The organism is Desulfoluna sp. HI9BLuna (assembly GCF_056829775.1).
The window spans coordinates 6,133,897-6,159,668 of record NZ_CP186555.1; the positions used below are offsets into that span (position 1 = coordinate 6,133,897).

Annotated in this window: 20 protein-coding genes; 13 read left to right on the forward strand and 7 right to left on the reverse strand. The window is 55.9% G+C overall.

Features of this window, described 5'->3' with window-relative positions; genetic code table 11:
* Positions 1–45: 45 nt before the first annotated feature.
* The 6 genes from ACOYW0_RS24940 (at position 46) to ACOYW0_RS24965 (ending at position 8,267) form a co-directional block, all read left to right on the forward strand.
* Positions 46–756: a nuclease-related domain-containing protein gene (locus tag ACOYW0_RS24940; protein ID WP_482416409.1), complete on the forward strand. Its 711-nt coding sequence runs from the start codon at positions 46–48 to the stop codon at positions 754–756.
* Positions 757–1,023: 267 nt separating this feature from the next.
* Positions 1,024–1,395, forward strand: a complete 372-nt coding sequence (locus ACOYW0_RS24945; protein ID WP_482416410.1) for a hypothetical protein — start codon at positions 1,024–1,026, stop codon at positions 1,393–1,395.
* Between the two features lie 1,116 nt (positions 1,396–2,511).
* On the forward strand, positions 2,512–3,963 hold the full coding sequence (locus ACOYW0_RS24950) for a 4-hydroxyphenylacetate 3-hydroxylase family protein (protein ID WP_180145078.1): 1,452 nt from the start codon (positions 2,512–2,514) through the stop codon (positions 3,961–3,963).
* On the forward strand, positions 3,956–4,291 hold the full coding sequence (locus ACOYW0_RS24955; protein ID WP_482416411.1) for a hypothetical protein: 336 nt from the start codon (positions 3,956–3,958) through the stop codon (positions 4,289–4,291). The genes ACOYW0_RS24950 and ACOYW0_RS24955 overlap by 8 nt, the downstream gene beginning before the upstream one ends.
* A 22-nt stretch (positions 4,292–4,313) precedes the next feature.
* Positions 4,314–5,612: an acetyl-CoA hydrolase/transferase family protein gene (locus tag ACOYW0_RS24960; protein WP_482416412.1), complete on the forward strand. Its 1,299-nt coding sequence runs from the start codon at positions 4,314–4,316 to the stop codon at positions 5,610–5,612.
* Positions 5,613–7,112: 1,500 nt separating this feature from the next.
* The gene (locus tag ACOYW0_RS24965) at positions 7,113–8,267 is read left to right on the forward strand and encodes a uroporphyrinogen decarboxylase family protein (RefSeq protein ID WP_482416413.1); all 1,155 of its coding nucleotides are present in this window, start codon (positions 7,113–7,115) and stop codon (positions 8,265–8,267) included.
* Positions 8,268–8,371: 104 nt separating this feature from the next.
* Here the strand turns inward: ACOYW0_RS24965 and ACOYW0_RS24970 are convergent, their stop codons facing one another.
* A complete protein-coding gene (locus tag ACOYW0_RS24970; protein WP_482416414.1) occupies positions 8,372–9,736 on the reverse strand; it encodes an acetyl-CoA hydrolase/transferase family protein in 1,365 nt (454 codons plus the stop codon).
* Positions 9,737–10,032: 296 nt separating this feature from the next.
* A complete protein-coding gene (locus ACOYW0_RS24975; RefSeq protein WP_482416415.1) occupies positions 10,033–10,635 on the reverse strand; it encodes a hypothetical protein in 603 nt (200 codons plus the stop codon).
* A gap of 493 nt (positions 10,636–11,128) precedes the next feature.
* Here ACOYW0_RS24975 and ACOYW0_RS24980 point away from each other — a divergent pair, with 493 nt between their 5' ends.
* The 3 genes from ACOYW0_RS24980 to ACOYW0_RS24990 all read left to right on the forward strand — a co-directional run bounded on the left by ACOYW0_RS24980 (position 11,129) and on the right by ACOYW0_RS24990 (position 13,456).
* Positions 11,129–11,329, forward strand: a complete 201-nt coding sequence (locus ACOYW0_RS24980) for a cold-shock protein (protein ID WP_180145060.1) — start codon at positions 11,129–11,131, stop codon at positions 11,327–11,329.
* A gap of 346 nt (positions 11,330–11,675) precedes the next feature.
* A complete protein-coding gene (gene dctP, locus ACOYW0_RS24985) occupies positions 11,676–12,704 on the forward strand; it encodes a TRAP transporter substrate-binding protein DctP (RefSeq protein WP_482416416.1) in 1,029 nt (342 codons plus the stop codon).
* Positions 12,705–12,895: 191 nt separating this feature from the next.
* A complete protein-coding gene (locus ACOYW0_RS24990; protein WP_482416417.1) occupies positions 12,896–13,456 on the forward strand; it encodes a rhodanese-like domain-containing protein in 561 nt (186 codons plus the stop codon).
* 59 nt (positions 13,457–13,515) lie between these two features.
* Here the strand turns inward: ACOYW0_RS24990 and ACOYW0_RS24995 are convergent, their stop codons facing one another.
* From ACOYW0_RS24995 to ACOYW0_RS25010, 4 genes are all read right to left on the reverse strand, one after another.
* Positions 13,516–14,364, reverse strand: a complete 849-nt coding sequence (locus tag ACOYW0_RS24995; RefSeq protein WP_482416418.1) for an HAD family hydrolase — start codon at positions 14,362–14,364, stop codon at positions 13,516–13,518.
* Positions 14,365–14,907: 543 nt separating this feature from the next.
* Positions 14,908–15,426: an REP-associated tyrosine transposase gene (locus ACOYW0_RS25000; protein ID WP_482416419.1), complete on the reverse strand. Its 519-nt coding sequence runs from the start codon at positions 15,424–15,426 to the stop codon at positions 14,908–14,910.
* Between the two features lie 676 nt (positions 15,427–16,102).
* Positions 16,103–16,432, reverse strand: coding sequence for a DUF302 domain-containing protein (locus ACOYW0_RS25005; protein ID WP_482416420.1), 330 nt, complete (start codon positions 16,430–16,432; stop codon positions 16,103–16,105).
* The gene (locus tag ACOYW0_RS25010; RefSeq protein WP_482416421.1) at positions 16,432–16,986 is read right to left on the reverse strand and encodes a DUF302 domain-containing protein; all 555 of its coding nucleotides are present in this window, start codon (positions 16,984–16,986) and stop codon (positions 16,432–16,434) included. The genes ACOYW0_RS25005 and ACOYW0_RS25010 overlap by 1 nt, the downstream gene beginning before the upstream one ends.
* 1,586 nt (positions 16,987–18,572) lie before the next feature.
* Between ACOYW0_RS25010 and ACOYW0_RS25015 the strand changes: the two genes are divergently transcribed.
* The 4 genes from ACOYW0_RS25015 (at position 18,573) to ACOYW0_RS25030 (ending at position 24,023) form a co-directional block, all read left to right on the forward strand.
* Positions 18,573–18,851, forward strand: a complete 279-nt coding sequence (locus tag ACOYW0_RS25015; RefSeq protein ID WP_482416422.1) for a hypothetical protein — start codon at positions 18,573–18,575, stop codon at positions 18,849–18,851.
* Between the two features lie 311 nt (positions 18,852–19,162).
* The gene (locus ACOYW0_RS25020) at positions 19,163–20,296 is read left to right on the forward strand and encodes an RNA ligase RtcB family protein (RefSeq protein ID WP_482416423.1); all 1,134 of its coding nucleotides are present in this window, start codon (positions 19,163–19,165) and stop codon (positions 20,294–20,296) included.
* Positions 20,293–20,919, forward strand: coding sequence for a peptide chain release factor H (prfH, locus tag ACOYW0_RS25025; protein ID WP_482416424.1), 627 nt, complete (start codon positions 20,293–20,295; stop codon positions 20,917–20,919). Before ACOYW0_RS25020 ends, prfH begins: the two co-directional genes overlap by 4 nt.
* 1,445 nt (positions 20,920–22,364) lie before the next feature.
* On the forward strand, positions 22,365–24,023 hold the full coding sequence (locus ACOYW0_RS25030; RefSeq protein ID WP_482416425.1) for a hypothetical protein: 1,659 nt from the start codon (positions 22,365–22,367) through the stop codon (positions 24,021–24,023).
* Here the strand turns inward: ACOYW0_RS25030 and ACOYW0_RS25035 are convergent.
* Complete coding sequence (locus ACOYW0_RS25035; RefSeq protein ID WP_482416426.1) at positions 24,007–25,350, reverse strand: response regulator transcription factor; 1,344 nt, start codon at positions 25,348–25,350, stop codon at positions 24,007–24,009. The two genes, ACOYW0_RS25030 and ACOYW0_RS25035, sit on opposite strands and share 17 nt — an antisense overlap.
* Positions 25,351–25,772 lie beyond the last annotated feature (422 nt).

Consider the following 25,772-nt stretch of genomic DNA (forward strand, 5'->3'; position numbering starts at 1 on the left):
CCCTTTGCGGCGGGGCGGCATCACACCCCAGAAGGAGTTCACGCCATGGCATACATTCAAGGCAACCCCGTTGAAGGGCTCAAGCAGACCGTCACGCGCCACCTTTTTCTCATGGGCACCGTCACCGTGGTCCTGGCAGGGATGATGTTCGCCTTCTCCGAGGACCCCGTGGCCGAGGCGGGCCCCATTGCCGCCATCACGGTAGTTTGCGCCGCCATCATCGGCTTTGTCTCCTTTCGCTCCAACCCCCTTGCCCTGACCATGCTCTTCAAAAAGGACCGGTTCGGGGAAGCTGTGGCCCGGGAAGAAAAGGTCATCACCCATCTGGAGGCCCTTTCCGACCGCTGTTACGTCTTCAACAACCTCACCCTGGAGCTCTTCCGCATCGACCACCTCGTCATTTCCCCCTGGGGCATCTTTGTCCTGGGCCGCGTCCGCAAAGAGGGCGAGCTCCACGTAAAGGAAAAAATCCTCCACGCAGGCCAGACCTCTCTGATCAGCCTCTGCACCAGCACATGGCGTATCTGCCACCTCCTGAACATCGTCATCCGCAAAGGCTGGAGCCAGGAGATCATGCCCATGCCCGTCATTGTTCCCCATGAAGCTCACCCCAGCCGGACCAAGGCCGTGGACGGCATCATGATGGTGGAGGCAAACCGTCTGCCCTCTTTCATTGAGTCGGGCCGTAAAGAGACCATCTCCAAGGAGATGGTGGACTCCATTACCGCCTATCTCCTCAAGCGCTACACCGCTTAACCCGGATCTTTCATGAGAAAACAACCATTCAAAAGAAAAATAATATGATTTCAAATGGGTTCAATAAAAATGTCTGCTATTTTGAAAATGTAAATCAGCGTTTGCTGTTTGATTTCCTCACCCTTCGGGCGAGCCGAATGCACCTATCTTCTGCGTTATCAGAGCTTTGAGGTAAAACACTACATCTGCAGCTCTGATGCCTTGAATATTGGGTGCACTTGACCCGTGAAATATCCAGGTTAATCACATACAAAAGGGAGTTTTGCCATGAACAGCCTGCACCGCCTGACGCTTTCCCCCACCCGAAAAATCGCCCTTGCCACCCTTACGGCGGCATGGGCCCTGGACCTGGGCTACGGCATCTTCGTGCTCAAGGGCCTCTCCCTCATGAAGATCACCCTGCTGCTCCTCTCCTTCACCCTGGCCCTGTCCGACAAAAAAAGCGGCGCCATCGGATGCGCCGTGGTCTCCATTTTGATGGTCCTCTTTTCTGCGGGCACCGCCGCCACCTTAAGTCAGCAACCGCCCTCCTCCCACCTCATGGTCACCCTGGTGTCCCTGGCCCTTTTCCTCATTACCACCCTTGCCATGGGGGTGGCGGCGATAAAGCAGGGAAAACAGGTGATAGGTGATAGGTGATAGGTGATAGGTGATAGGTGATAGAACAAAAAAAGAGATCTCAGGGTCAGTCAAGACGGTTTCCGGTTTTTTGTGCCTGTAAACCCCCTCCTTAAAAACGTATCGCGCCCAGTCGTTCCATCCCCGTCCAACCTCCCCATAAAAATCCCCAGCACCGGTGGTCATCATGCTGCGTATCTGCCCAGGACACCGACGGCTTTCGTCTCGGTGCGTGGGACGCACCCTACGTGGTGTTGATCGGTGGTTTTTTTGTTGGTGCCACGGGGTGTTGTAGGGTGCGCCGTGCGCACCGCAGGCGATTCATGCCTCTGAATTAGCCGATTTCATGAGGACATGCCGATTGGCAGGTGGTTAAACCCAAAGCCGGTGGTTTGCGTTAAGTAAATCGGTGCGGGAGCCGCACCCTACGGGCTCCGATGCCCCCAATTTTCATCATAAGTCCGCGTCTCCACACCCTGTAGGGTGCATTTATGAACCATGTTCGAAATGCCAGACACTCCCTATTCACGGAAAAAGTCTGCAGCACTGATGTGATGGCTGCCATGCTGCGTATCCCTCCAAGGTACCGATGGCTTTCGTCTCGGTGCGTGGGACGCACCCTACGGGCCCCGATGCCCCCAATTTTCATCATAAGTCCGCGTCTCCACACCCTGTAGGGTGCATTTATGCACCATATTCGGAGCTCTATAAATCACCGATTTCCGCACAAATTCAGAGCAATACAGACTTTTCCACTCACTCAAAATTAGAGTCATGGCATTGTGATGCGCCAGCGCATCACAATGCATCCATGCATCTCCCGCCCAACCCCTTGTTTGCATGCAATTTCTGACCCCGGACCCGCGAAAGCGATGCTGCTGTGCATCTCTCATCCTGGTGGGCTGTCGAAGGGTCGGTCATGGTCCGGCCCGCGGAGCACTCTGTGTAACGGCCTATTATTATAGATAATCAGAACAAATCAAGTAAATTCAGGCTAAAAAATAACTTCCTGGCATGCTTCTTGGAATATCTATCACCAGTCATTTTGGATGGCCGGCTTTCACCCCATTCAATCTCTTGTTAACGCCCTGATGTCGGGACGTTCCATCCATGAAGTTAGAACAAGGAGTAAGCGATATGAAAACCGCAGCGGAATACGAAGCAAGTTTGAGAGAACTCAATCTGAACGTCTACCAGTTCGGTAAAAAAGTAGAAAATGTCGTGGACGATCCCATCATTCGCCCCTCCATGAACGCCGTGGCCGCCACTTATGACTGTGCCCACAAACCCGAGTACGAAGACCTGATGACGGCCACCAGCCACATCACCGGCAAAAAAATCAACCGTTTCACCCACATCCACCAGAGCACCGAGGACCTTGTTAAAAAGACCAAGATGTGCCGCCTTTTGGGCTCTTTGACCGGATGCTGCTTCCAGCGCTGCGTGGGCATGGACGCCATGAATGCCCTGTCCATGACCACCTTTGATATCGACGCCAAGTACGGCACCGAATACAACAAGCGCTTTCTTGCTTATCTGGAATTTGTCCAGGAGAATGACCTGGTCTGCGACGGCGCCATGACCGACCCCAAGGGTGACCGAGGCCTGCCCCCCCACAAGCAGGCAGACCCCGACATGTTCCTCCACGTGGTGGAAGAGCGGGAAGACGGCATCGTGGTCCGGGGCGCCAAGGCTCACCAGACCGGTGCGGTGAACTCCCATGAGATCATCATCATGCCCACCATCTCCATGCGCGAAGAGGACAAGGACTACGCCATCAGCTTTGCCCTGCCCAGCGACGCCGAGGGGATCACCTACATCATGGGCCGTCAGTCCTGCGACACCCGCAAGCTCGAAGAGGGCAACATCGACCGAGGCAACGTCCTGTTCGGCGGCCATGAAGCCCTGGTGGTCTTTGACGACGTCTTTGTGCCCTGGGATCGTATCTTCATGTACAAAGAGTGGGATTTTGCCGGTCAGCTCGTGGAGCAGTTCGCCTCCTACCACCGCCAGAGCTATGCCTGCAAGGCGGGCGTGGGCGACGTCCTCATCGGGGCTACCCAGACCATCGCCGAGTTCAACGGCGCCCAGAAGGCCTCCCACGTCAAGGACAAGATCATCGAGATGAACCATCTCAACGAAACCCTTTTCTGCGGCTCCGTTGCCTGTGCGGCGGAAGGCCACAAAGAAAAATCCGGCACCTACCTGGTCAACACCCTCCTTGCCAACGTCTGCAAGCAGAACGTCACCCGCTTCCCCTACGAGATCTCCCGGCTGGCCCAGGACATCGCAGGGGGCCTTATGGTGACCCTGCCCTCTGAAGACGATTACCGCTCTCCGGAAGTAGGCAAATGGGTGAAAAAGTACTTCAAGGGCAACGACGAAGTGGACACCGAAGACCGAATGCGCATGCTGCGCCTCATCGAAAACCTCACCCTGGGCACCGCGGCCGTGGGCTACCTCACCGAGTCCATGCACGGCGCCGGCTCTCCCCAGGCCCAGCGCATCATGATCTCCCGCCAGGTGAATCTCAAGCAGAAGCAAAAAGTTGCCAAGCGCCTGTGCGGCATCACAAAGGACGATGAGTAAGTCGGATACGGGGGCCCTGAAGGGCCCCCCACCCGGCCCGAGGCGTATCGGCCTAAAGTATTGCGGGGGGTGTGCCCCCCGCTACGACCGGGTCGAGCAGGTCAAGGCCATGGAGCGAGAGCTCCGCGGACTGGTCACCCTGCTCTCCCCGGACGCGGAAGGGCTGGAAGCCATACTCATTGTAGCGGGCTGCCCCACATGCTGTGTGGACACCTCGGACTTCCGGCCCCTGCCTGTTCTCAGGATCCGGTGCGAGGCCGACGCCCGCCGATTTATCGACGACATACGATCCGAACCGAGCCGTGACCTGGCCGGGAGCACACTCTGAAGTGGTTGGATGAGGAGAGCACATGAACTGGAACGCACATTACGAAAACCGACAGATCACCCTTGAGGAGGCCGCACAGAAAATCGAATCGGGCAACCGGGTGGTGGCAGGCCACGCCTGCGGCTCCCCCGAGCCCATTTTGGATGCCCTGGTGGACCGGGCCGATGAGCTTGAAGACGTGGAGATCGTCCACATGGTCTCCATGGGCAAGAGCGCGTACTGCCTGCCGGAATATGAGAAGAACTTCAGGCACAACTCCATTTTCGCAGGGGGCGGGTCCCGCAAGGCCATTGCCGAAGGCCGGGCCGATTTTACAGCCTGCTACTTCAGCGAAATCCCCCTGTTGTTCCGAAACGGGCACCTGCCCGTGGACGTGGCCCTGATCACGGTCTCGGAGCCGGACAAGATGGGCAACATGAGCCTGGGCATCTCCGTGGATTACACCCTGGAGGCGGCCAAATCCGCGAAAATTGTCATCGCGGAGGTCTCTCCCCACATGCCCACCATCGGGGGCAACGCGTACGTCCACGCCTCGGACATCGACTTTTTCGTAAAAAGCGATCGCCAGATGATTGAGCTTCCCCTGCCCCGCATTGGCGAGTTGGAAAAAGCCATCGGCTCCCATGTGGCAAGCCTCATTGAAGACGGCGACTGCCTGCAGCTCGGTATCGGCGCCATTCCCGATGCGGTCCTCACCTTCCTGGACGAAAAGAAAGACTTAAGCGTCCACTCGGAGATGATCTCCGACGGGGTCATGAACCTTGTTGAAAAAGGGGTCATCAACTGCCGCCGCAAGCAGCTCCACCCGGGAAAAATCATCATCACCTTTGCCATGGGCAGCCAGTCCTTCTACCAGTGGCTGGACCACAACTCCATGGTGGAGATGCACCCGGTGGATTACGTCAACGACCCCTTTATCGTCTCCCAGAACGACAACATGGTCTCCATCAACTCCGCCATCGCCGTGGACCTTCTCGGTCAGGTGGCGGCGGACAGCATGGGGGCCCGACAGTTTTCCGGGCCGGGCGGCCAGGTGGACTTTGTCCGCGGCGCCAAGCGCTCGAAAAACGGCCGAAGCATCATCGCCATGCCTGCCACGGCAAAAAAAGGCACCATGTCACGAATCGTCAGCACCCTGGCTCCGGGCCAGGCCGTCACCACGCCCAGGAACGATGTGGACTACATCGTCACCGAGCACGGCCTCGCCCACCTGACAGGGAAAACCCTGGAACAGAGGGCCAAAGCCCTCATCGACATCTCTGCCCCCGAATTCCGAGACACTCTCTGGTACGAATTCGAGGAGATCTACAGAGACAAATAGGGATTGTTTTCGGTCGGCACCTTTCACCCTTGCGTCCCTCTCCCAGGCCTTCCGGCGGTGCTGTCCCTCCATCAGCGCCGCCGGGGTCGGGCCCAAGGGCCCTTCCGCACCAACGCCAAGGCCGGAACATCCCGACTCCTTCCCACCAGCCCGCACCGTACGCTCCCACATCAGACGGGGCGGGCCGGATGGGAGGCATCCCTACCCCATCACGTGTTTAATCCCCACACACGACATCCCACTATCAAATCCTTCATCACACGCGATGGGCACGGCGCCACGGCAGTCTCCACTCCAACGAATACGGTTGCCTTTGCCCATCCTACAGGACTCGGGAGAGTGGCTCCCATCGCCATGCGTCACACGTAGGATGGGCAAAGCGAAGCGTGCCCATCTTTGCCTCGTTAACCCGCACGCCCCTACCCCATGAAGGAAACCTTCGCCACACCCGATGGGCACGGCGCCAAAGCCGTCTCCACCCCAACGAATACGGTTATGCCTTTGCCCATCCTACAGGACTCGAGCCAACGGCTCCGGTCGCCATCCGTCACACGTAGGATGGGCAAAGCGGAGCGTGCCCATCTTTGCACCGTTAACCCACCTTCCCAACCCCATAAAGGAGACCTTCGCCATACGCGATGGGCACGGCGCCAAAGCCGTCTCCACCCCAACGAATACGGTTATGCCTTTGCCCATCCTACAGGGCTCGGGAGAACGGCTCCGGTCGCCATCCGTCACACGTAGGATGGGCAAAGCGAAGCGTGCCCATCTTTGCGCCGGTCCCCCCTCACCTTCCCAACCCCATGAAGGAGGCCCTCGCTATACGCGATGGGCACGGCACCAAAGCCGTCTCCACCCCAACGAATACGGTTATGCCTTTGCCCATCCTACAGGACTCGGGAGAACGGCTCCGGTCGCCATGCGTCTCACGTAGGATGGGCAAAGCGAAGCGTGCCCATCTTTGCATCGTTAACCCTCACGCCCCAACCCCATGAAGGAAACCCTCGCCACACCCGATGGGCACGGCGCCAAAGCCGTCTCCACCCCAACGAATACGGTTATGCCTTTGCCCATCCTACAGGACTCGGGAGAACGCCTCCGATCGCCATGCGTCACACGTAGGAAGGGCAAAGCGAAGCGTGCCCATCTTTGCATCGTTAACCCGCACGTCCCAACCCCATGAAGGAAACCCTCGCCACACCCGCTGGGCACGGCGCCAAAGCCGTCTCCACCCCAACGAATACGGCTTTGCCTTTGCCCATCCTACATGGCTCGGAAGAACGGCTCCGATCGCCATGCGTCACACGTAGGATGGGCAAAGCGAAGCGTGCCCATCTTTGCATTGTTAACCCGCACGCCTCACTTTTTTCACAATATGGCAACAAGCTAAACCATTCCCATATTACATTGACACAATACGGAGCGTGTGCCACCCTCGTTAGCACCACGGGTTAACTCTTCACGCATACGATCCCACGTAATGGGACAAAGGAGCTGGACATGAACCATAAAGAACGCGCACTCACCGCCCTGAACCACGAAGAGCCGGACCGGGTCCCCATTGACCTGGGGGGCCGCAACACCACCTTGATGCTCAGCGGATATGAGGCGTTTAAAAAAAAGCTCGGAAAAGAAGAGATCCCCACCCAGGTCATGTCCAAGGTGTGGCAGACCGCCTACGTCGATGAGTATTTCCTGCAAAAATTCGGTGCGGATTTCCGCCAGGTACGGCCCCGCAACATCGCGGTGCTGGGAAATAACAAACCCAGAGAATTCGCTGAAGATGGCTGTGAGATCTTTACGGATCAGTGGGGCGTAAAGCGAAAAGTGGACGGTGAGTACGCCACCATCTACGAATACAACCTGAACAACCCCACCCTGGATGCCCTGGAAGCCTACCCCTGGCCCGACACCACCAAAGATTTTGATTTCAGTGGGGTCCGGGAAGAGGCCAAAAAGCTCCACGACGAAGGGGAATATGCGGTGGTGGGCTGCATGGGCAACGCAGGGAACCTCTTTGACCAGAGCTGGTACCTGCGGGGCATGCCCGAATTTTTCATGGACATGATGAGCCGCAAGGATTTTGCCCACGCCCTGATGCGCAAGGTCTGTGATGTGAGAAAGGAAAACGCCCGCCTTTTCCTTGAAGAGGCCGGTGAGTTTATCGACGTATTTCAATGCGCCGACGACCTGGCCATGCAAAACGCCCCCTTCATGTCCCTGCCCATGTACCGTGAGTTCATCAAGCCCTACCAGGCCGAACTCTTTGGCTACATCAAGGGCATGACCAAGGCCAAGCTCTACTTCCACAGCTGCGGGGCGGTCGCCACCCTTCTGGACGACCTCATTGAGGTGGGGGTAGACATCCTCAACCCTATCCAGGTTTCTGCCACGGGCATGGAGACGGACAACCTTAAAAAACGCTACGGCAAGCAACTCTCCTTCTGGGGCGGTATCGACACCTTTGACGTCCTCCCCAACGGCAGCGTACAGGACGTCCGCAACGAAGTGGCTAAACGCATCGGCGACCTGGCCCCCGGCGGCGGCTACATCCTGGGCTCCGTCCATAACATGCAGTCCGACGTGCCCCCTGAAAACGTCATCGCCATGCTGGAATCTGCCGTTGAGTTGGGTCAGTATCCCATCGCCTCTTGATCAAAAAAGGCGGAAGAGATGAACCCATCCCTTCCGCCCGAACCCGCCTCGTTCAACCTGTTCCGAAGCAAGACCTTACATCATTGAATTAGTCGCCGCATTTATCAGGCGACTTTGGTGGCCCCTTTTTTGTTGGAGCCCCTCCAGATCCCCATGGCTTCGGCGTCTTTGATCAACGCCTCGCGGAAATCGGGGTGTGCGATGGAGATAAGGGCTTCGGCACGTTCCCAGGTGCTTTTGCCTTTCATCTGGGCAATGCCGTACTCTGTTACGATCATATGGGTGGCGGTACGCGGGGAGGTAACGATGGCCCCGGGGGTCAGGGTGGGCTTGATGCGGGACACCGGCCCGTTGGGGGTGTTGAAGGTGGAGGTCATGCAGATGAAGCTCTGGCCGTTTTTGGATTTGTAGGCCCCTTCCACAAAGTCGAGCTGGCCACCGGTGCCGCTGATGTGTTTCGTGCCGACGCTCTCGGAGCAGACCTGGCCGAAGACATCCACTTCAATGCAGGCGTTGATGGAGACAAAGTCGTCGATTTTGGCCACCACCACCGGGCTGTTGGTGTAATCCACGGAGTAGGAGATGACCCCGGGGTTGTCGTCGATGAAATCGTAGAGATCCTGGGTCCCCATGGCAAAGGAGAAGACCTGCTTGTACTTGTCGATGTTTTTATACCGACCGGTGATCTTCCCGGCTTTGGTCATCTCCAGATATGCGTCCACGTACATTTCGGTGTGCACGCCCAGGTCCTTGAGGTCGGATTTGGCCACCATGGCCCCCACGGCGTTGGGGATGCCCCCGATGCCAAGCTGGAGGCAGCAGCCGTCGTAGAGCTTTTCGATGATGTAGGAGGCGATCTTCTGCTCCTCCGGAGACGGGCTGGCTGCGGGCAGGGTCGGAAGGGCAGGGTTTGAGCTCTCCACCACATGGGTCACCTGGGAAAGGTGAACACACTCCTGGTTGCCGCCGAGGACCCTGGGGCAATTTTCGTTGACCTCCACGAGGACGTAGTCCGCCATCTCGATGGCAGCCATGGTGGCGGGGGCACCGGAACCAAAGCTGAAGTACCCGTGACGGTCCATGGGGCTGGCCGTAAACATGCACACCTTGGCGCTGGTGCAGTTGTTACGGACCATAAAGGGCTTTTCATGGAACTTCATGGGCACGTAGGAGAGCAGGCCTTTTTTGTAGTACTTGCGGTCCAGGCCGCCGCAATGCCAGCTGTTCCAGTAAAAATGGTCACCCGTGGGGTCGGCATCGTTCGTATGGTGGGGCATGGCACCGATGTCGCATCGAATGTTGACCCCTGCCAGCTCATCCTTTCGCCTGGCAAGGGCGGCGTCCAGTTCGTTGGGAGCGTTCACCCCGAAGGCATACTCTATCCAGTCTCCGCTGTTTACGACCTTGACGGCCTCATCAGCTGATACCAGTTTCGCTTTATACTCATCCTTCGTAAAATCGATGATCATAAGTACCCCTTATCTTTCGTTATGGAAATTGAATACCAACAACTACTCGACATTTCAGGAGTTATGCCAACCATCGGGGTAATTTATTAACCATCTGAATTAACGAACGCTTTTATTCTAAACGCTATTTCCCTGCAAGACACACGTTCATCGCAATGGCTGGGGTTATTCCGCCACACCCCAGCCGGGGCTTCCTGACAACAGTCTGAATACATGGGCGAATCAAAGGATGGGGTCAAAGGGCGCCAATATGTGTCGAATCGGTAACATCACCATGCCAAAAAGGCTGTGCCACGTCAGGATTTTTCCACGGACACAGCAATGGCCTCGGTATATCGCGCATGGATGGAGAGGCCCACCTTTAGCGTGTCAAAGGTTTCCACCGAGGTATCGACCCGGGTGGTAATGACATTGCCGTCCGGCAACTTCAGGGTCACGCTTCGGTTTTCCCTGTCGATGGCCACGATCTCGGCAGAGACGTCCACGGTCTCCACCAGGATCCCTGCAGGCTTTTCCCCTTTGGCCGCCCTGCCGGTAACGCTCCCACTGCGGGTGGCGGGCTTCATCCCGTGGTCCCCCAGGTACAGGGCCACCGATCCGTAATATTCCACCCGGACCCGGTCGCCGATATCTATCTGATCGAAATTCCGTGCGTCCTCACTCACCTCATAGTGCACCACGTCGCCATCCGGTCCGGAAAGCATGAGCACACGATCAGCGTAGTCGATTCCCACGACCTCCGCCGTGATGACCTTTCCGCTGCCCAGCTCAAACCCGGACTCCATCTCGGAAACGGCTGCGTTTTTCCCGTCATCGGCCATAACATAAAGGGGCGCTGAACAAACCATAAGAGCCCCAAGGGCAACGGCACACAGAAATACTGATACGTTGGTTTTCACGTCATCCTCCTGTTCGTGCGTTATTGTTGCGTTATTAATGTTATTGCAAAGCGAACACAGGTAGATTATCACCGCCGTTTACGACAATTCAAGAAGTTCCTGCAAAGGGCCAAAAGCGCTTAAAAGCCTGAGGCCCCCACGGGCAGCCGGTTTCCAGCAGGGCACAGCCCCCCAGAAATCAACAGGGTTGAAACACCGCGGCAACCGATACGGTCCTTCTGCGAAAAACACTTACAGAATCAAGCAATTCCGCCGTTTCGGCCCGGGGCTCACGGCCTTTTATTTTCAACCCATTTGTCCCCTGAAAATGCCAATTGTTTAAAAAAACTAAAAAAAGTCTTGACCAATCGAACGTTTTCATAGACTATACGTTTCCAGTGCCTCACCGGAGGCTTTAGTGTTTCGTTATCTTAAGGTAAGATCCATTTCAAGAAGTGGCAGACCCTGAAGTATCGAACAAAAATTAACACATACCAAGTAAGGAAACGTCACGATGGCTAATGGAATCGTAAAATGGTTTAACGAATCTAAAGGTTTTGGTTTTATTGAGCAGGAAAACGGCCCCGATGTATTCGTACATCACTCTGGAATTAACTCCAGCGGCTTCAGAACTCTCAATGAAGGCGACCGTGTTACTTTCGACATCGAGCAGGGCCAGAAAGGTCCCGCTGCTGTCAACGTAACCGTGCAGTAGCTTGATTAAGGCCTGATGGCCTTTTCAGCATATTGAAAGCCCCCTCGCTTTACAGTGAGGGGGCTTTTTTATTTCGTGCCCGAGCCTGCACGCCCAGCCTGCGCAGACACACCGCGAGCCATCCCCCGGCATGACCTCCTTCGGTACGGTGTTGATTTTGCCACCGCAAACCGGATAAAATAAGCTTTCTTCTCTCCGGATCCATCACATCCGAGCGCCTCCATCCGATCCGGAACAGCCCGGTTATCAAGCGATCGTCCCCTCTGTCGACCCCATGAGTCCTGCTTGGCCATGGCGGTAAACCCGTTTGTTTTATGGATGAACCCCCGTAAAGGAGCACCTTTCCATGAACAGATTTTTCACCACGGCGGCAGCGGTCCTCCTGGCCCTGGGACTTGCTGCGGGATGCGGCAAAGAGAGTTCCGACACACCCGAGGACACCAAACCCGTGACCCTTCGCATGGCCACCCAGTACCCTGAAGACCATCCGGCCCACGCGGCTGCCCTGCGTATTGAAGAGGCTGTAGAAAAAGGGACCGAAGGCAGGGTGAACATTACCGTCTTTCCGGACAGCCAGCTGGGTGACCCGGGGCAGGTGTTCAAAGGCGTCCAAAACGGCTCCATCGACGCTGCACATATCTGGATTCCCGCCCAGGACGATCCCAGGCTGGGCACCGGAGACCTGCCCTATATCGCGCGGGGCTACGGGGACCTCAAAAACGTCTTTGCCCCGGACGCCTTTATCCCCACCCAGGTCGGGAAGCTCCTCGACAAAAAAAACGTCACCCTCTTCGGCTATTACATTGAAGGGTTCATGGGGGCAGGAACAACCGGAGAGGCCAAGAACCTGCGTTCCCTGGGCACAGACAAGGGGGTTGTTGTCAGTATCTCCGACTCTTCCACGGTCAAAACAGGCATGGAGGCCCTGGGGTTTCGAACCACTGCCCTGCCCTACACGGATGTCCTTGCAGCCCTTAAGGCCGGCGTGGTGGATGGATGGGTCGGCGGCCCTCCCCGCCTCACCTACACGGGATTCCGTGATGCCATCACCACCTATTACCAGCTGAACTCGAACGTTGTGAACTCCCAGTACATCATGAACACCAAGATCTTCCGTTCCTTCAGCCAGGCAGACAGGAAGGTGGTGGCCGAAGCCTTTGCAGCCGAAAGCCTCAAGAGCTTTGAGATTGCCGAGCAGGAGGAGGTCTCCTACCGAAAAAAAATGACGGAGGCCGGCATCACGGTCAATGAATTTTCAAGGCATGAGCTCCGCGCCATGGCCGACTACGTCCGTGAAAACGTGTGGCCCGGTTTTGAAAAAGAAATGTCTCGCAAGTGGATGGAGGAGCTGGCGACGTCGTACGCTGACAAATAGCAGAGACGAACCAGCAGAGTTGTGCTGTGGACGACGCCGCATTTCATATCAAAATGGTCGGAAATATCGTCTTGACACCAACGCAGCGATCCCCCACAATGAGTCGTTTTAAAAGAAAAACAACCCATGGAATAAAAAGGCACGGGGCCAAGGGCCCTGTGCCTCGCTTGATTACAGCAACAGGAGTTCCCATGCGCCAACGACTCATGTATGTCATCACCTTCGTTCTTTTGACGGTGATCCCAGCCGGAGGGGCTTTAGCCGAGCCGCCTTCGGTTCCCCTGATGAAACAGACGAGCCTGGGCCTTTACATCACAGCCGCAGACGCCTGGGCCGAGTGGCAGAAACACCCCGAAGCCACAACAATCCTTGATGTCCGTACCCAGGAAGAGTACATGCTCGTCGGCCATCCCCCCATGGCCCGCAACATTCCCGTGATGCTCATGGAACCCATTCGCGAGCGTATCACCATGTCCGCCAACCCCGATTTCGTTGAGCAGGTCAAAAAAGTCTACCCCCCGGAAACACGACTTCTTGTCCTTTGCCGGTCCGGCGGGCGCAGCGCCATGGCCGTCAATATCCTGGCCAAAGAGGGGTATACCCAGGTCTACAACATTGTGGATGGATTTGAAGGAGACACCCTCAAAGAGACGGGCCATGAAGACTACGGCAAACGCACAGTAAACGGTTGGAAAAACGCCGGGGCTCAATGGACCTACGACCTGAACCGGGAGCTGCTCTACCTGCCCTGACGGGCCCACCCGATCCTTTCAAGCCTCCGGCGCCCCTGCCGGAGGCTCCTCACAAAGTCCTATTCGTCAGCCTGTTTTATCCCCACGGCTTTCACATTCCCATTTTCCGCCACCTTGTCCACCATGGCCTTGACGCTCCGATCCATGGGGCTGCCGTCCGTGTAATCTGCCGGGGCAATAAGGGTGGCGCGCCCGTCGTCCACCAGTCCGGCGGCCCGACTCTTTGCTCCGTTGCTCCCCGGCGCATAGGCCGCAATGGCATTGCCTCCCATGCTTGTCACCACCCGCATGCACGGAATATCCGTCTCCCCGTCTCCGATAAAAATCATGTTGGAAAAGGGAACCACCCGGTCTTCCCGGGGCATGCGTTTGTTGATGAGGGAGTTGTCATAAACATCCAGGCTCCCTTTGTTGATGCGAAAAAGGTATTGCGTCTTGGTGGTGTAATTCACGGCCAGGGCCGGCCAGCTTGCGATGCCGTGGTGGTCGTACATGAACCCCGAGGCAAAAATGGCGTCAAAGCACTCCGCGATCACCGTCCCGCGGATCATCTCCCGCAGTCCGGACGAGACAATGTAGTGGCACACCTTCACCCCCTTCTCCGCCCCGTAAGTATTGATGCGATCAAACCACCCTTCCACCCCATCAAACAGCTCGATGCCCGCCCCGAAAGCATGAAAATCTTCCCGCCTCACCGGCACCTCATGCTGCCGGGCTTTTTTGAGCATCAGCCCCATGTACGCCAGGATCTGGTCGGCATCCTGCTCCCGGGCATACGCATCCACCTCCGCCCAGAAATCCCGGGACGCCACCTTCAGCCTCGGAATAAAGTCATACTCCTGCATGTTCCCCGGAGACAGGGTTCCGTCAAAATCATACGCAATGGCCATGGGAATCAGATTGGACACAGGCAACCTCCCTGAAGCAAAATCGAAAAGAAAGAAGACGGAAACACAATAAAACAGACAGGGCCGACAGCGCAAGGGGCATGCAGTCCGCGAACCATCGCCACCGGTGGCCGTACGTCATACGTAGGGGGGCAAAGCGAAGCGTGCCCATCTTTGCTTCGGTTACCCACATGTTCCAAATCAAAAAGCCCCCTCCGACGAACCCGATGGGCACGGCATCAAGACCGTCGCCACCCCAACGGCACGGACTTGCCTTTGCCCATCCTACACCCCCTCGAATTATCGCCACAGCTCGCCGTGCGTCATACGTAGGATGGGCAAAGCGAAGCGTGCCCATCTTTCCTTCGGTTACCCCACATGTTCCAACCAAAAAGAACCCTCCGACACACGCGATGGGCACGGCGCCAAAGCCGCCTCCACCCCAACGGTAGAGACTTGCCTTTGCCCATCCTACATCTTCTCGATTTATCGCCACCGATCGAAGTGTGTCATACGTAGGATGGGCAAAGCGGAGCGTGCCCATCTTCCTCCCCCCCAAACATGTTACTCAAAATCCAACACCAGGACCTCCTCATCAATCGCGACGCCCGCCTCATACCACCCCTTGCGGACCGCCTGATGAAAAGAACCGTATTCCCAATCCTCAGGCTTTGAAACATACCCGTGCTTCACCGGGTTGTAATGGATGTAATCCACATGGCGCCGCCAATCCTCTTCGTCGCGAATCATATGTTCCCAAAACCGCCTTTGCCAAATGCCCCTCTCCCGTTTTTTCGCTTTGGAAGAACCGACAACACCCATCGGCAAGCCCGTTGAAAAATGGCGTTTGATTACCATCCATCGCATGGAAAAATTGATATCACCGTCCGGAAGCCGCCACAGGGTATGCACATGATCCGGCAACACGACGATCGCCTCAATCTCAAATGGGTGCCGTTTCACACACACCCGAAAGGCCTCGCGCAACCGATCGATGTGCTCAATAAGCAAAGGGCGCCGATTTTCTGTGACCACCGTAAAAAAATACCGTGCACCAGGTTGATATACTCTTCGATATCTCATAGCATCCTCGCATTCTTGCTCTGTCTCGAAATATCTCCACCGGTTGCCGTGTGACCATCTTTAATCCCTACACACGATGGGCACGGCGCCAAAGCCGCCTCCACCCCAACGGCAAAGACTTGCCATTGCCCATCCTACATCCCCTCGAATTATCTCCACCGGTCGCCGTGCGTCACCCGTAGGATGGGCAAAGCGGAGCGGGCCCATCTTTGCTCGGGTAACCCACATGATAATCTTCATCACACACGATGGGCACGGCACCAAGACCGTCCCAACCCTAACGGCAAAGACTTGCCTTTGCCCATCCTACATCGTCTCGAATGATCGCCACCGATCGCCGTGCGTCACCCGTAGGATGGGCAATGCGGAGCGTGCCCATCTTTGCCTATACACCCTGCATCACATCAATGACTTATCAATAGAAATCAATCCACGCAACACCAGCGACTGAAGCCCCCAGCATAACCACTTGAAAATTCATAGCACAACATACAACACTACGCAGCACACCAAACCATTGCTCAGGCAGAAAGCGTAGTCAAAAATTGGGTAATCGGAAACTGGTTCAAATTGACAAAATGCCCATTGCCCACTCATAGCACAAAAAAAGCCGCACTGGATTAGGCGATCCACTGCGGCTCGTTGTCGCGAATTTTTTCAGGTTGGGTCTATTACTCTATTCTATCTGCCCAAGCGCCCCTTTGAATGTCTCCGTGAGCCTCCCGTTAATCACGTGATGGGGCTTGATGCTTTTACCGTAATGCAGCTCGGCAAACCGGACGATATTGTTGTACGCTATCTGAACCTCCCCTTTTCCATTTTCGTACACCAAAACCTTCTGGCAGAAAGCATCAAGGCCCAGCCTCGGAAATTTCGCCATGGCGGCCCCGCCCGGAGCAGGACCGCCGAAAAGCAGGAGCTTCATCCGGGGCAACTCTTCGCCCAGACTCCTTGCGTCCTCCTGGTAGTCAATGATGGTGAACCATTTGGTATCCCCTTGGGCCATCACGTTTTGTTGCAGCAGCTTAATGGTCTCCTCAAATTCGAAGGGAGAGGACAAAAATTCGATTCCATACCCCGGTGTGACGCCCTCTCCGTCAACCTCGGATACCCGCGTTTCAGGGGATTCGTCAGGGCCTCGGTATACGCATCCAAACTCACCGAGGCATCAAGCCCATGTCTTTTCCTCAGAAAGTCGGCGGATGCATACGTCACGTTGGCTGTCTTCCCCTGCATCTCCTCGCTGTACACAAGAATCCGAAACGGAAGGTCCACCCCCACAAGGGGATTTTCTTTCAGCAGATGGGTGTTCACACCGGGATCGGTGTAGAAGGTCACTTGGGATGCAGGCATCTCAACCCCCGCCTCCTCTGCCAATCGCGAATGATCAATGACCAGAATTATCTCTTCAGAAATTTCCGCCTCAATGGACTTACTCAGTTCATCCACTGCACGGAACCGATCTTGGGGCTCTCCCCCTGATTTGCATCCCCCAAGAAAAACCGACGCCACACCAAACAGGCCAACGATAGCCAATGCCCTCAATGCAGAAATTCCCATGCACCCTCCTCGGAGCGTTGCCCCTTATAGAGAATCGGAAAAAATGTCGCGCACACCAACGGCGCTTATGGCCTATGGAATAGACTCATTGGCCTTTAGCCCTGGTTTTACGGCTATTTAAAGATGCCTGTTACAGAAAAAAGACATGCTCATTCGCATGGAGGAGGCGATTGAGATTTGCCCAGTTTTTTCAAGAAATGATTTTATATAACGTTACACAAAACATGCAGAAAACTCAATTTTTCAAACAAGAAACAGGTTTCGCCAAGGACTGCCCCCTCGAAAAATTTCGCCTTTCCCAACAGACGCGACCCTCAGAGCGCCTCACTCCGTGCGGAATGGGGAAACACAAAAAAAAAGCCGCACGGGAGTGCGGCACTCCAGGGTGGTGATGCCATCCATATCTCATCCCTGTGTGGAAGCTTTCGTTGCATTCGATGGGCACGGCGCAAAGGGTGTCGCCATCCCAATGGGTAGGACTTGCCTTTGCCCATCCTACGTGTTTTCGACTTACCGCCATTGGTTACCATATGTCACCCCGTACGAAGCGTGCTCATCGTTGCGCGTGTACCCGCACCTTCCAAAAGCCATCATGTGATTGAATTCCACACAGCATGGAGACCTTCGTTACTCGCGATGGGCACGGCGCAAAGGCTGTCACCACGCCAATGATTCGGGCTTGCCTTTGCTCATCCTACGTGTTTTCGGGCTATCGCCGTCGGTCTCCGTGCGTCGTACGTAGGATGGGCAAAGCGAAGCGTGCCCATCGTTGCACGCTCAACCCGTAACATACCAAATCCATGACACATTCGGACTCCACACACCACAATCCTCCATGAGAACAATCGACCCACGCGATGGGCACAGGCTTACCTTTGCCCAGTTTACGTGTTCCTGCATGGACGCCTCTGGTGGCCTTCTGGGAGCGTTTTCCGGGCTTTGTTACTTCAAATCAAACCAACATAGGGATTTTTCAGATAAAAAGCATTGACATCTTGAAAGGAAGAAACTATCGTGGGCGGTAATAACTAGTTATTGACGCAATGAAGAGCGACCCGACAGGATGCGCTAACATCCTGCCAGGCCTGACCAAAACAACCTTTCCAGGAGGTCGTCATGGCTACACGTTTTTTTACACCACACCCACCCCCTTTTCAAGTCGTATTTTCCTCATCACGCGGTAACCCGCACCTTTTCACACCACATGTGTGTCGCAACAGATGGCCGCTAAAGGCGTGCGATCCTGATTAACGGGAGGGGGAAGCGCCTCTTCGGATCTCTGTACGATCTCTTTCAGGCCCGTCACTATTGGCGTTCCACGGGTCTCCTGCGCCTGTCCTCACCGAAGAGGCACTTTTCGTTCGCTCCCTTTGCCTATGGGTACGCATTGATATGTCGTGCCTGGACATCCACTCATTTTCCTCACGCGATGCGTTGATTTCCTCTTTCCAGAAGAAGGAAATGAGCAAGGGGCCACGGTTGCGTGCATTCTCGGGGGGAAGCCTGGCTCGTCTAAGCCGGGCGTCACAGCGTAGAATGCACCCTACCCAAACATGCTTAATCACCATACACCAAGGAGGCCTGTCATGACCTCACCCATGTTCTCCGGGAAAGAGATCCCGGAACTTTGCGATGCCATCAAAGATATCCACCGCCTGCTGACATCCGTGGGTGTTTTTTTCAGCGAGCTGGACGGTGCCGAAGACCCCGGCGGCAACGGCCTGCAGATCGATTTCAAAAAATGGGGCATCCGAACCATCGCCGAGGATCTTCTGGCGCGGCAGTATGAAAAAATCGACCGGATTGTGGCGATTTATCGGGAAGAACAGGGGCGGATGAAAGAGAACAAGACAGGTCACAGGTAATATAGGTAAATAGGTGATAGGAAAAGCGGGGGGAGGCAACAAACGGGCATCATGCGTGGGGTAACGCGCTCTATTTCGTTGAAAAACATGTGATAATAACGTAATGTCGCGCCCACATGGGTTGCAGGCCCATCGGAGAAAACCGGAGACAACGCTGGTCAGCTACCCTGTTGCCCCCACTCATCCACAAATCATTCACATCGATTTTATCGAAAAAGGAGGTCTTATGACGATGCATGCAGATCGAGTCAACACCATACGGCAAACCGACCCAATGAAACAAAGCGTTCAAAAAAATACTATGGAGTCCCATGGGCACATCAGAGACATCGGCGATCATTCGTGTCATCGCCTCCGAAAAAAACTGGATTGAAGGGGCTGCCCTTCAGCAGCTGAACACCACCGCAACACTTCCCGGCATGAAACTGGCCATTGGCCTGCCGGACCTTCACCCTGGAAAAGGAACCCCTGTGGGGGCGGCCTTTTTCACCCTCACCACCCTCTACCCCTTCCTCATCGGCAATGATATCGGATGCGGCATGGGGCTGTGGCAGACCGATCTGAAACACACTAAAATCAAACGGGATCGCTGGGTTAAAAAACTAACCGGGCTGGATGCACCGTGGAACGGAGACCCCGCGCCTTTTCTTGATGAAGAGCCCCTGACGCAAGACGAATGGGACCCGGCCCTGGGCACCATTGGCGGCGGGAACCATTTTGCCGAATTGCAGACCGTCAATACCATTGAAGACGACGCACTCTTCCATAAGGCAGGCCTGTCCAAAGGCGCATTGATGCTGCTGGTTCACAGCGGTTCGCGGGGCCTTGGGGAGTCCATTCTGAGGCGGCATGTAGCTGTGCACAAAAACAACGGCCTTGAAGAAAGGTCAGAAGAAGCCGCGGCCTACCTTCGGCAGCACGACCACGCCCTCGCCTGGGCACGCGTCAATCGAGCCGTCATTGCCCATCGGTTCTTATCCGCCCTGGGCACCCGGGGAGATCGCATCCTTGATATATGCCACAACAGCCTCACACCCCAGACCATCCAGGGGCAAGCCGGTTGGCTCCACCGCAAAGGCGCAGCCCCGTCCGATCAAGGATTGGTGGTGATCCCGGGTTCCCGGGGCAGCCTGAGCTACCTTGTGTTCCCCACAGCTCCCAACGAGATGCACGGGTTTTCCCTGGCCCACGGCGCAGGCCGAAAATGGAAACGAAGCGAAAGCAAAGGCCGCCTCCAAAACAGGTACACCCTGGAGGCACTGACGCAGACGGCCCTGGGTAGCCGGGTGATCTGCAAGAACAGAGCCCTGCTTTACGAAGAAGCGCCCCAGGCCTACAAAAACATCGACGTGGTCATACAGGACATGCTGGAGGCGGGCCTCATCACCGTTGTGGCCACCCTGAAGCCCCTCATCACATACAAGACCCGGGAGGTGCAGGCATGAGCACCTGGATACAGATCACCGCAGGCAAAGGCCCGGCAGAGTGCTGCTACGCCGCCCACCATGTAATGAAACGGTTTTCCGGCGATGCCAGGGCGCGCCAAATCAAGGTCGTCACCCTGGAAACAATCGCGGGGCCACGGCCCGGCACCCTGAAGTCGGCCCTTCTCTCTCTGAATGGCCCGGACATTGAAGGGTTTGTCGCCTCCTGGGCCGGAACCATTCAATGGATCGGGCAGAGCCCTTTCCGGCCCGGGCACAAGCGGAAAAACTGGTTTGTGGGTATTTACGCTGTCACGCCCCCTGAAGAGACGGATTTCCGGGATAAAGACCTGAGAATCGACACCATGAGGGCTTCGGGGCCCGGCGGGCAACACGTCAACACATCCAACACGGCGATTCGCATCACCCACCTCCCCTCCCGGCTGGTGGCCGTGGCCCAGGAAGAGCGGTCCCAGCATCTCAACAAAAAGCTTGCCCTGGCCCGGCTGAAGGCGCTGCTTCAAGCAAGAAACGATAAGGCAAGCATGGCCGCCCAGCACGCCCAATGGGAAAGCCACACCACCCTTGAGCGGGGCAACCCGGTTCGGGTTTTCCATGGGCCGGGGTTTAAAGAGAAAAAGTAAGTCCAAGACATAAAAAAGCCGCACGGGAGTGCGGCGCTCCATTGTGGCGGTGGGCCTCGCTCCTTTGCGGGGTTCATCGCTGTACGTGATGGGCACGGCGCCGAGGATGTCGCCTCTCCAATGGGCGGGCTTGCCTTTGCCCATCCTACATGATTTCGGCTTATCGCCATTGGTCGCCATATGTCACCCCGTAGGATGGGCAAAGCGGAGCGTGCCCATCGTTGCGCGGGTTGCCGTACATTCCCAAAGCCATCATGAAATTGGTTTCCCCACACAGCATGGATATCTTCGTTGAACGTGATGGGCACGGCGCCGAGGGTGTCACCACTCCTATGGAGCGGGCTTGCCTTTGCCCATCCTACATGCTCTCGACTTATCGCCATTGGTCGCCATATGTCACCCCGTAGGATGGGCAAAGCGGAGCGTGCCCATCGTTGCGCGGGTTGCCATACATTCCCAAAGCCATCATGAAATTGGGTTCCCCACACAGCATGGATATCTTCGTTACACGTGATGGGCACGGCACCAAGGACGTCGCCACTCCAATGGGGTGGGCTTGCCTTTGCCCATCCTACATGCTCTAGGCTTATCGCCATTGGTCGCCATATGTCAGCCCGTAGGATGGGCAAAGCGCAGCGTGCCCATCGGTGCACGGGTTGCCGTACCTTCCCAAAGCCATCATGAAATTGGTTTCCCCACACAGCATGGAGACCTTCGTTCCACGCGATGGGCACGGTGCCAAGGGTTTCGCCACTCCAATGGGGCGGGCTTGCCTTTGCCCATCCTACATATTCTCGACTTATCGCCATTGGTCGCCATGTGTAACCCGTAGGATGGGCAAAGCGCAGCGTGCCCATCATTGCGCGGGTTGTCGTACATTCCCTAAGCCATCATGAAATTGATTTCCCCACACAGCATGGATATCTTCGGTGCACATGATGAGCACGGCGCCGAGGGTGTCGTCACTTCAATGGCGGCGGGCTTGCCTTTGCCCATCCTACATGCTCTCGGCTTATCGCCATTGGTCGCCATATGTCACCCCGTAGGATGGGCAAAGCGGAGCGTGCCCATCGTTGCGCGGATTGCCGTACCTTCCCAAAGCCATGATCAAATTGGTTTTCACGTCTCTCTCAACCCAATATATGGGGTCGGTACCAAGGTTTGCATCCTTTCTCCACACCAGCATAAAGGCCGTTAGGCGACTCATTACACCCCTGCTCAACCCATTGATTTTAAACACAAGACGACATCAGGGACGACATAAAATCATGTCGGTTTACAGTGGGACGACTTTACCCTCTTCTTAAAAACGTGAAATCTGATCCCATAGGTTACCCACGGATGGGGCATGCCTGATACGGGCGAAGGATCGTCGCCCTGACTGAGGGTGTCTCCAAAGGTCATGGAGCCACACAGACAAACCCGACAACTGGAGAGGTACGTTTATGAAGATTCACGGGAAGACAAACTGGATGAAGAGGCTGCTGATGGTGTTGATGGCCCTTACCCTCGTGGCCTGCGGAGACAGCGACAGCGACAACCCGGTCAGCACGCCAGCGACGTCAAGCACCATCACCGGTGTGGCAGCCAAAGGGGCTGCCATGGCCAATGCAAATGTGATCCTTGTGGACAGCACCGGGAAACGCCTGGCCGCCAAAACCGACGGGAATGGAAAATACAGCATCACCGGCAATGATCTCACCCCTCCCTTTGCCGTGGAGGTAACCGACGGCAATGGAGACACGTTCTATTCGGTCTCCATGGACTTCGGGTGCATCAACATCACACCGTTGACCGGGGCCATCACCTCGGCGCTTCTGGGCGGGGCCGACCCCGCAACCATTATGAACCAGCTGTCAACGGTGACGGCAGCGAAGATCACCAAGGCACAAAATGAACTGAAGGCCGTCATGGCCCCCCTTCTGGAGGCATACGGCGCCAAGGACATGGATCTTATCTGCGGTGAATTCCAAGCCAACAGCCGTGGCATTGATGCTCTGTTGGACGCTGTACGGGTTGAGATCGACGGGGCGTCCGGGACCCTGACCCTGAAGTCAACATCGGATCAGGTGATTGTGGAGGCAACCCTGGACACCAACGGAGCCACGTTGACCACGCCCTTAAACATGAACAACATGCCTGAGCTGACAGATAAAGTATACGGCCATGATTACCATGTGGTGGACTTCAACACAGCCACCACCGACGAGACCTCGGAGGTCAACTGGGGCTCGGCCCGGTTTATTGCGGACGGGTACGTCACCCTGGCCATCTCACAGACCAACAACGGAGATGTTGGCAGCACGGTCTATGACTATTCCCTTTCTGACACAGGCATCTTAAAAGTTGATGGTGAAGCCGGTGTAGAGGGGGCTTGTAACTCGGACAAGTCCCTCATGGTCCTCAGCGATGTTTCACCGAATGACGGGGACTCGGGCATGGTCTTTTTCATCAAAAAGAGCACGGAAACGCCCGCCATCGACGGAGACTACGCTATGATGTATTTCACGCGCAACAACACCGGGGAATTCGAGACCGACAGCTGGCCCACGGACCTTGATTTTACCTGGGACGCCAACAACAAAGAAGCCGCTTACGACGATGATGGCACCCCAGCCACCCTTGCCTACGGCGCAGACGGGACCCTTTCCGGCCCCAACGGCCTGACCGTCTTCCCGGCATGCGAGGGAACCATCCTTGTGGCGCCCCATGCCTCCCCGGACGACCCCGGGGTCACCTTGCTGGTGAAAAAACCCACGGCACCCTATCCGGATTTCACGGACACCAATGTCAACACCATGGCGGATTTCATCACCCCGGGCTTTGTCATCAACACGGGAGCCAATAGCTTTACAGGACACCGCAATATGATGTTGATTGGAAGGCAAACCGATACAACCGGGGCACTCACATTAGGAAGCCTCATCAACGGGGCAACAATCCAATGCGAAGACGGGGTCTTTTACAAAATGAGCGGCGCAACGCGCGAAGAAGGGGTTTTCGGGGTATATCCCCACGAAGGAATTTTCCTTTGGGTGGATGAAAAGGAAGGCGATGCCGATCACAACTTCGGTTTTCATATGGGATTCAGGACAAATCCATAGATTTGGGGGCGCAGGAGTTCTCTTCTGAAGAGGCTCCGTAGGCATAGACCTTTTCCAGAAGTTCCTTGCGATTCTTGCAATCGAACTTCTGGAAAAGGCGCTGCATGTAGGTTTTCACAGTGGATTCGGCGATGCCCTCAATCTCGGCGGCCTCTTTGTAGGTCTTGCCCGCCACCACATGGGAGAGCACAGCCTTCTCCTTATCGGAGATGCGCTTTAATATCCCTTTGGGCAGGAGATCCGACAGCACAGAGGCAGGCTCTTCATCAGCGCCGTTTCCGTGACGATGAACCAGGACCTGGATCTTCAGATGGGAAAAAAGGGCCAGGGTGAGCACCAGCACCACGTTTGCCACCACCATAAGAATAGAGAGATAGGGGCTGAAAAGGGACACGATGAGGCTGCCCAGAAAAATCCCCCCGCACATGGACCCCATCATGCAGAACTGTTCGGCCAGAGTCCGCCTCGGGGCAATAACCAGGGCAATGACCAGCAGATCAAAAACCCCGAAGGATGCATAACTTGCGAACATCCCGACCTGAAGCAGGAGAAGGGCGTTGAAGGCCACCATGGAAAACGCCACGATCCCCAGGATCACGGCAAGGTAGATGGCTGCGTCATGGGACTTTTTCAGTATAACAACGGTAAGAGGCAGCATTACCAGGTAGGCCAGGGTATAGAGGTGGCTCGTATCCCCGGCCTCGGCAAGGGCTGGGGCGAGGTACCCGTGCATGAGTCCTCCGGTGACATAAAAAACGGAGAACAACAGGTACACAGCCAAAAAGGGACGCGCCCACAGGGTTGGAGCCGGGGCCGTGGGCTTAAAGTGGACATGTGAAAATGAGATGGTCCCCTGTATCCAGAGCCCGGCGATAAACAGTACCACGCTCATGCCCCCGAGTTTCACGGGTAAGGCCACCGGAAGCCAGTAGACGGACAAGGGGATCAGGTTGCCTGCGACGCAGGCAAAAGCTGATGCAAACAGGGGTTGCGGGGCGGCCCTCAAGGTGTTCATCACCCCCACCACAAGGGGTGCGGAGACGATGCCCATGGCCATAAACAGAATAGCGGTGTGGGAGGTAACCGCCAGAAGAGAGGCACTGAGCACCCCAAGCAGGAGAAAGGCGTACTGCGACACAGCATTCAAAAGTGAAGAAGAGACCCGTGAGCAAAGAAAAAGGGCCACTGTGTGCACAGACAGGAAGTGGTACACATGCAGAGAATCGGCCCACGATGGCAGCAGCACCCCTTCAAGGGATATGGCATTGAGCCATGTCAGATAGAGGGCAAGCCCGGCCGTTGCCTTTAAAAACCCTTGATGAAACATAACGCCCCCACCGATACCTACCCGTAAAAAAGCACCTGTCCCTCCCTCACCCGGTCCCGAGCCGAGCCGGGGTCCCCGACCGTTTGAATGCATCATATAAACTTAATACAAAACAAGCCGGGCCTTCAAGGGCGATTTCTCTAATTTTAAATTACCGGAGATGTCGTAAGGTGGCATAAATGCGAGGTGTTAAAGGTGGGAAAGACCATCAAGATTGCATCTATTTTTATCTCAACAGGAAATTCGTCACGTTCGATGGGCACGGCGCAAAAGGTGTCACCACCCGAATGGATGCGACTTTGCCTTTGCCCATCCTACATGGTCTCGGGTTCTCGCCACCGGCCGTCGGGTGGCGGCCCGTAGGATGGGCAAAACGGAGCGTGCCCATCTTTGCTGCGAGGGACGATGGGCACGGCGCCAAG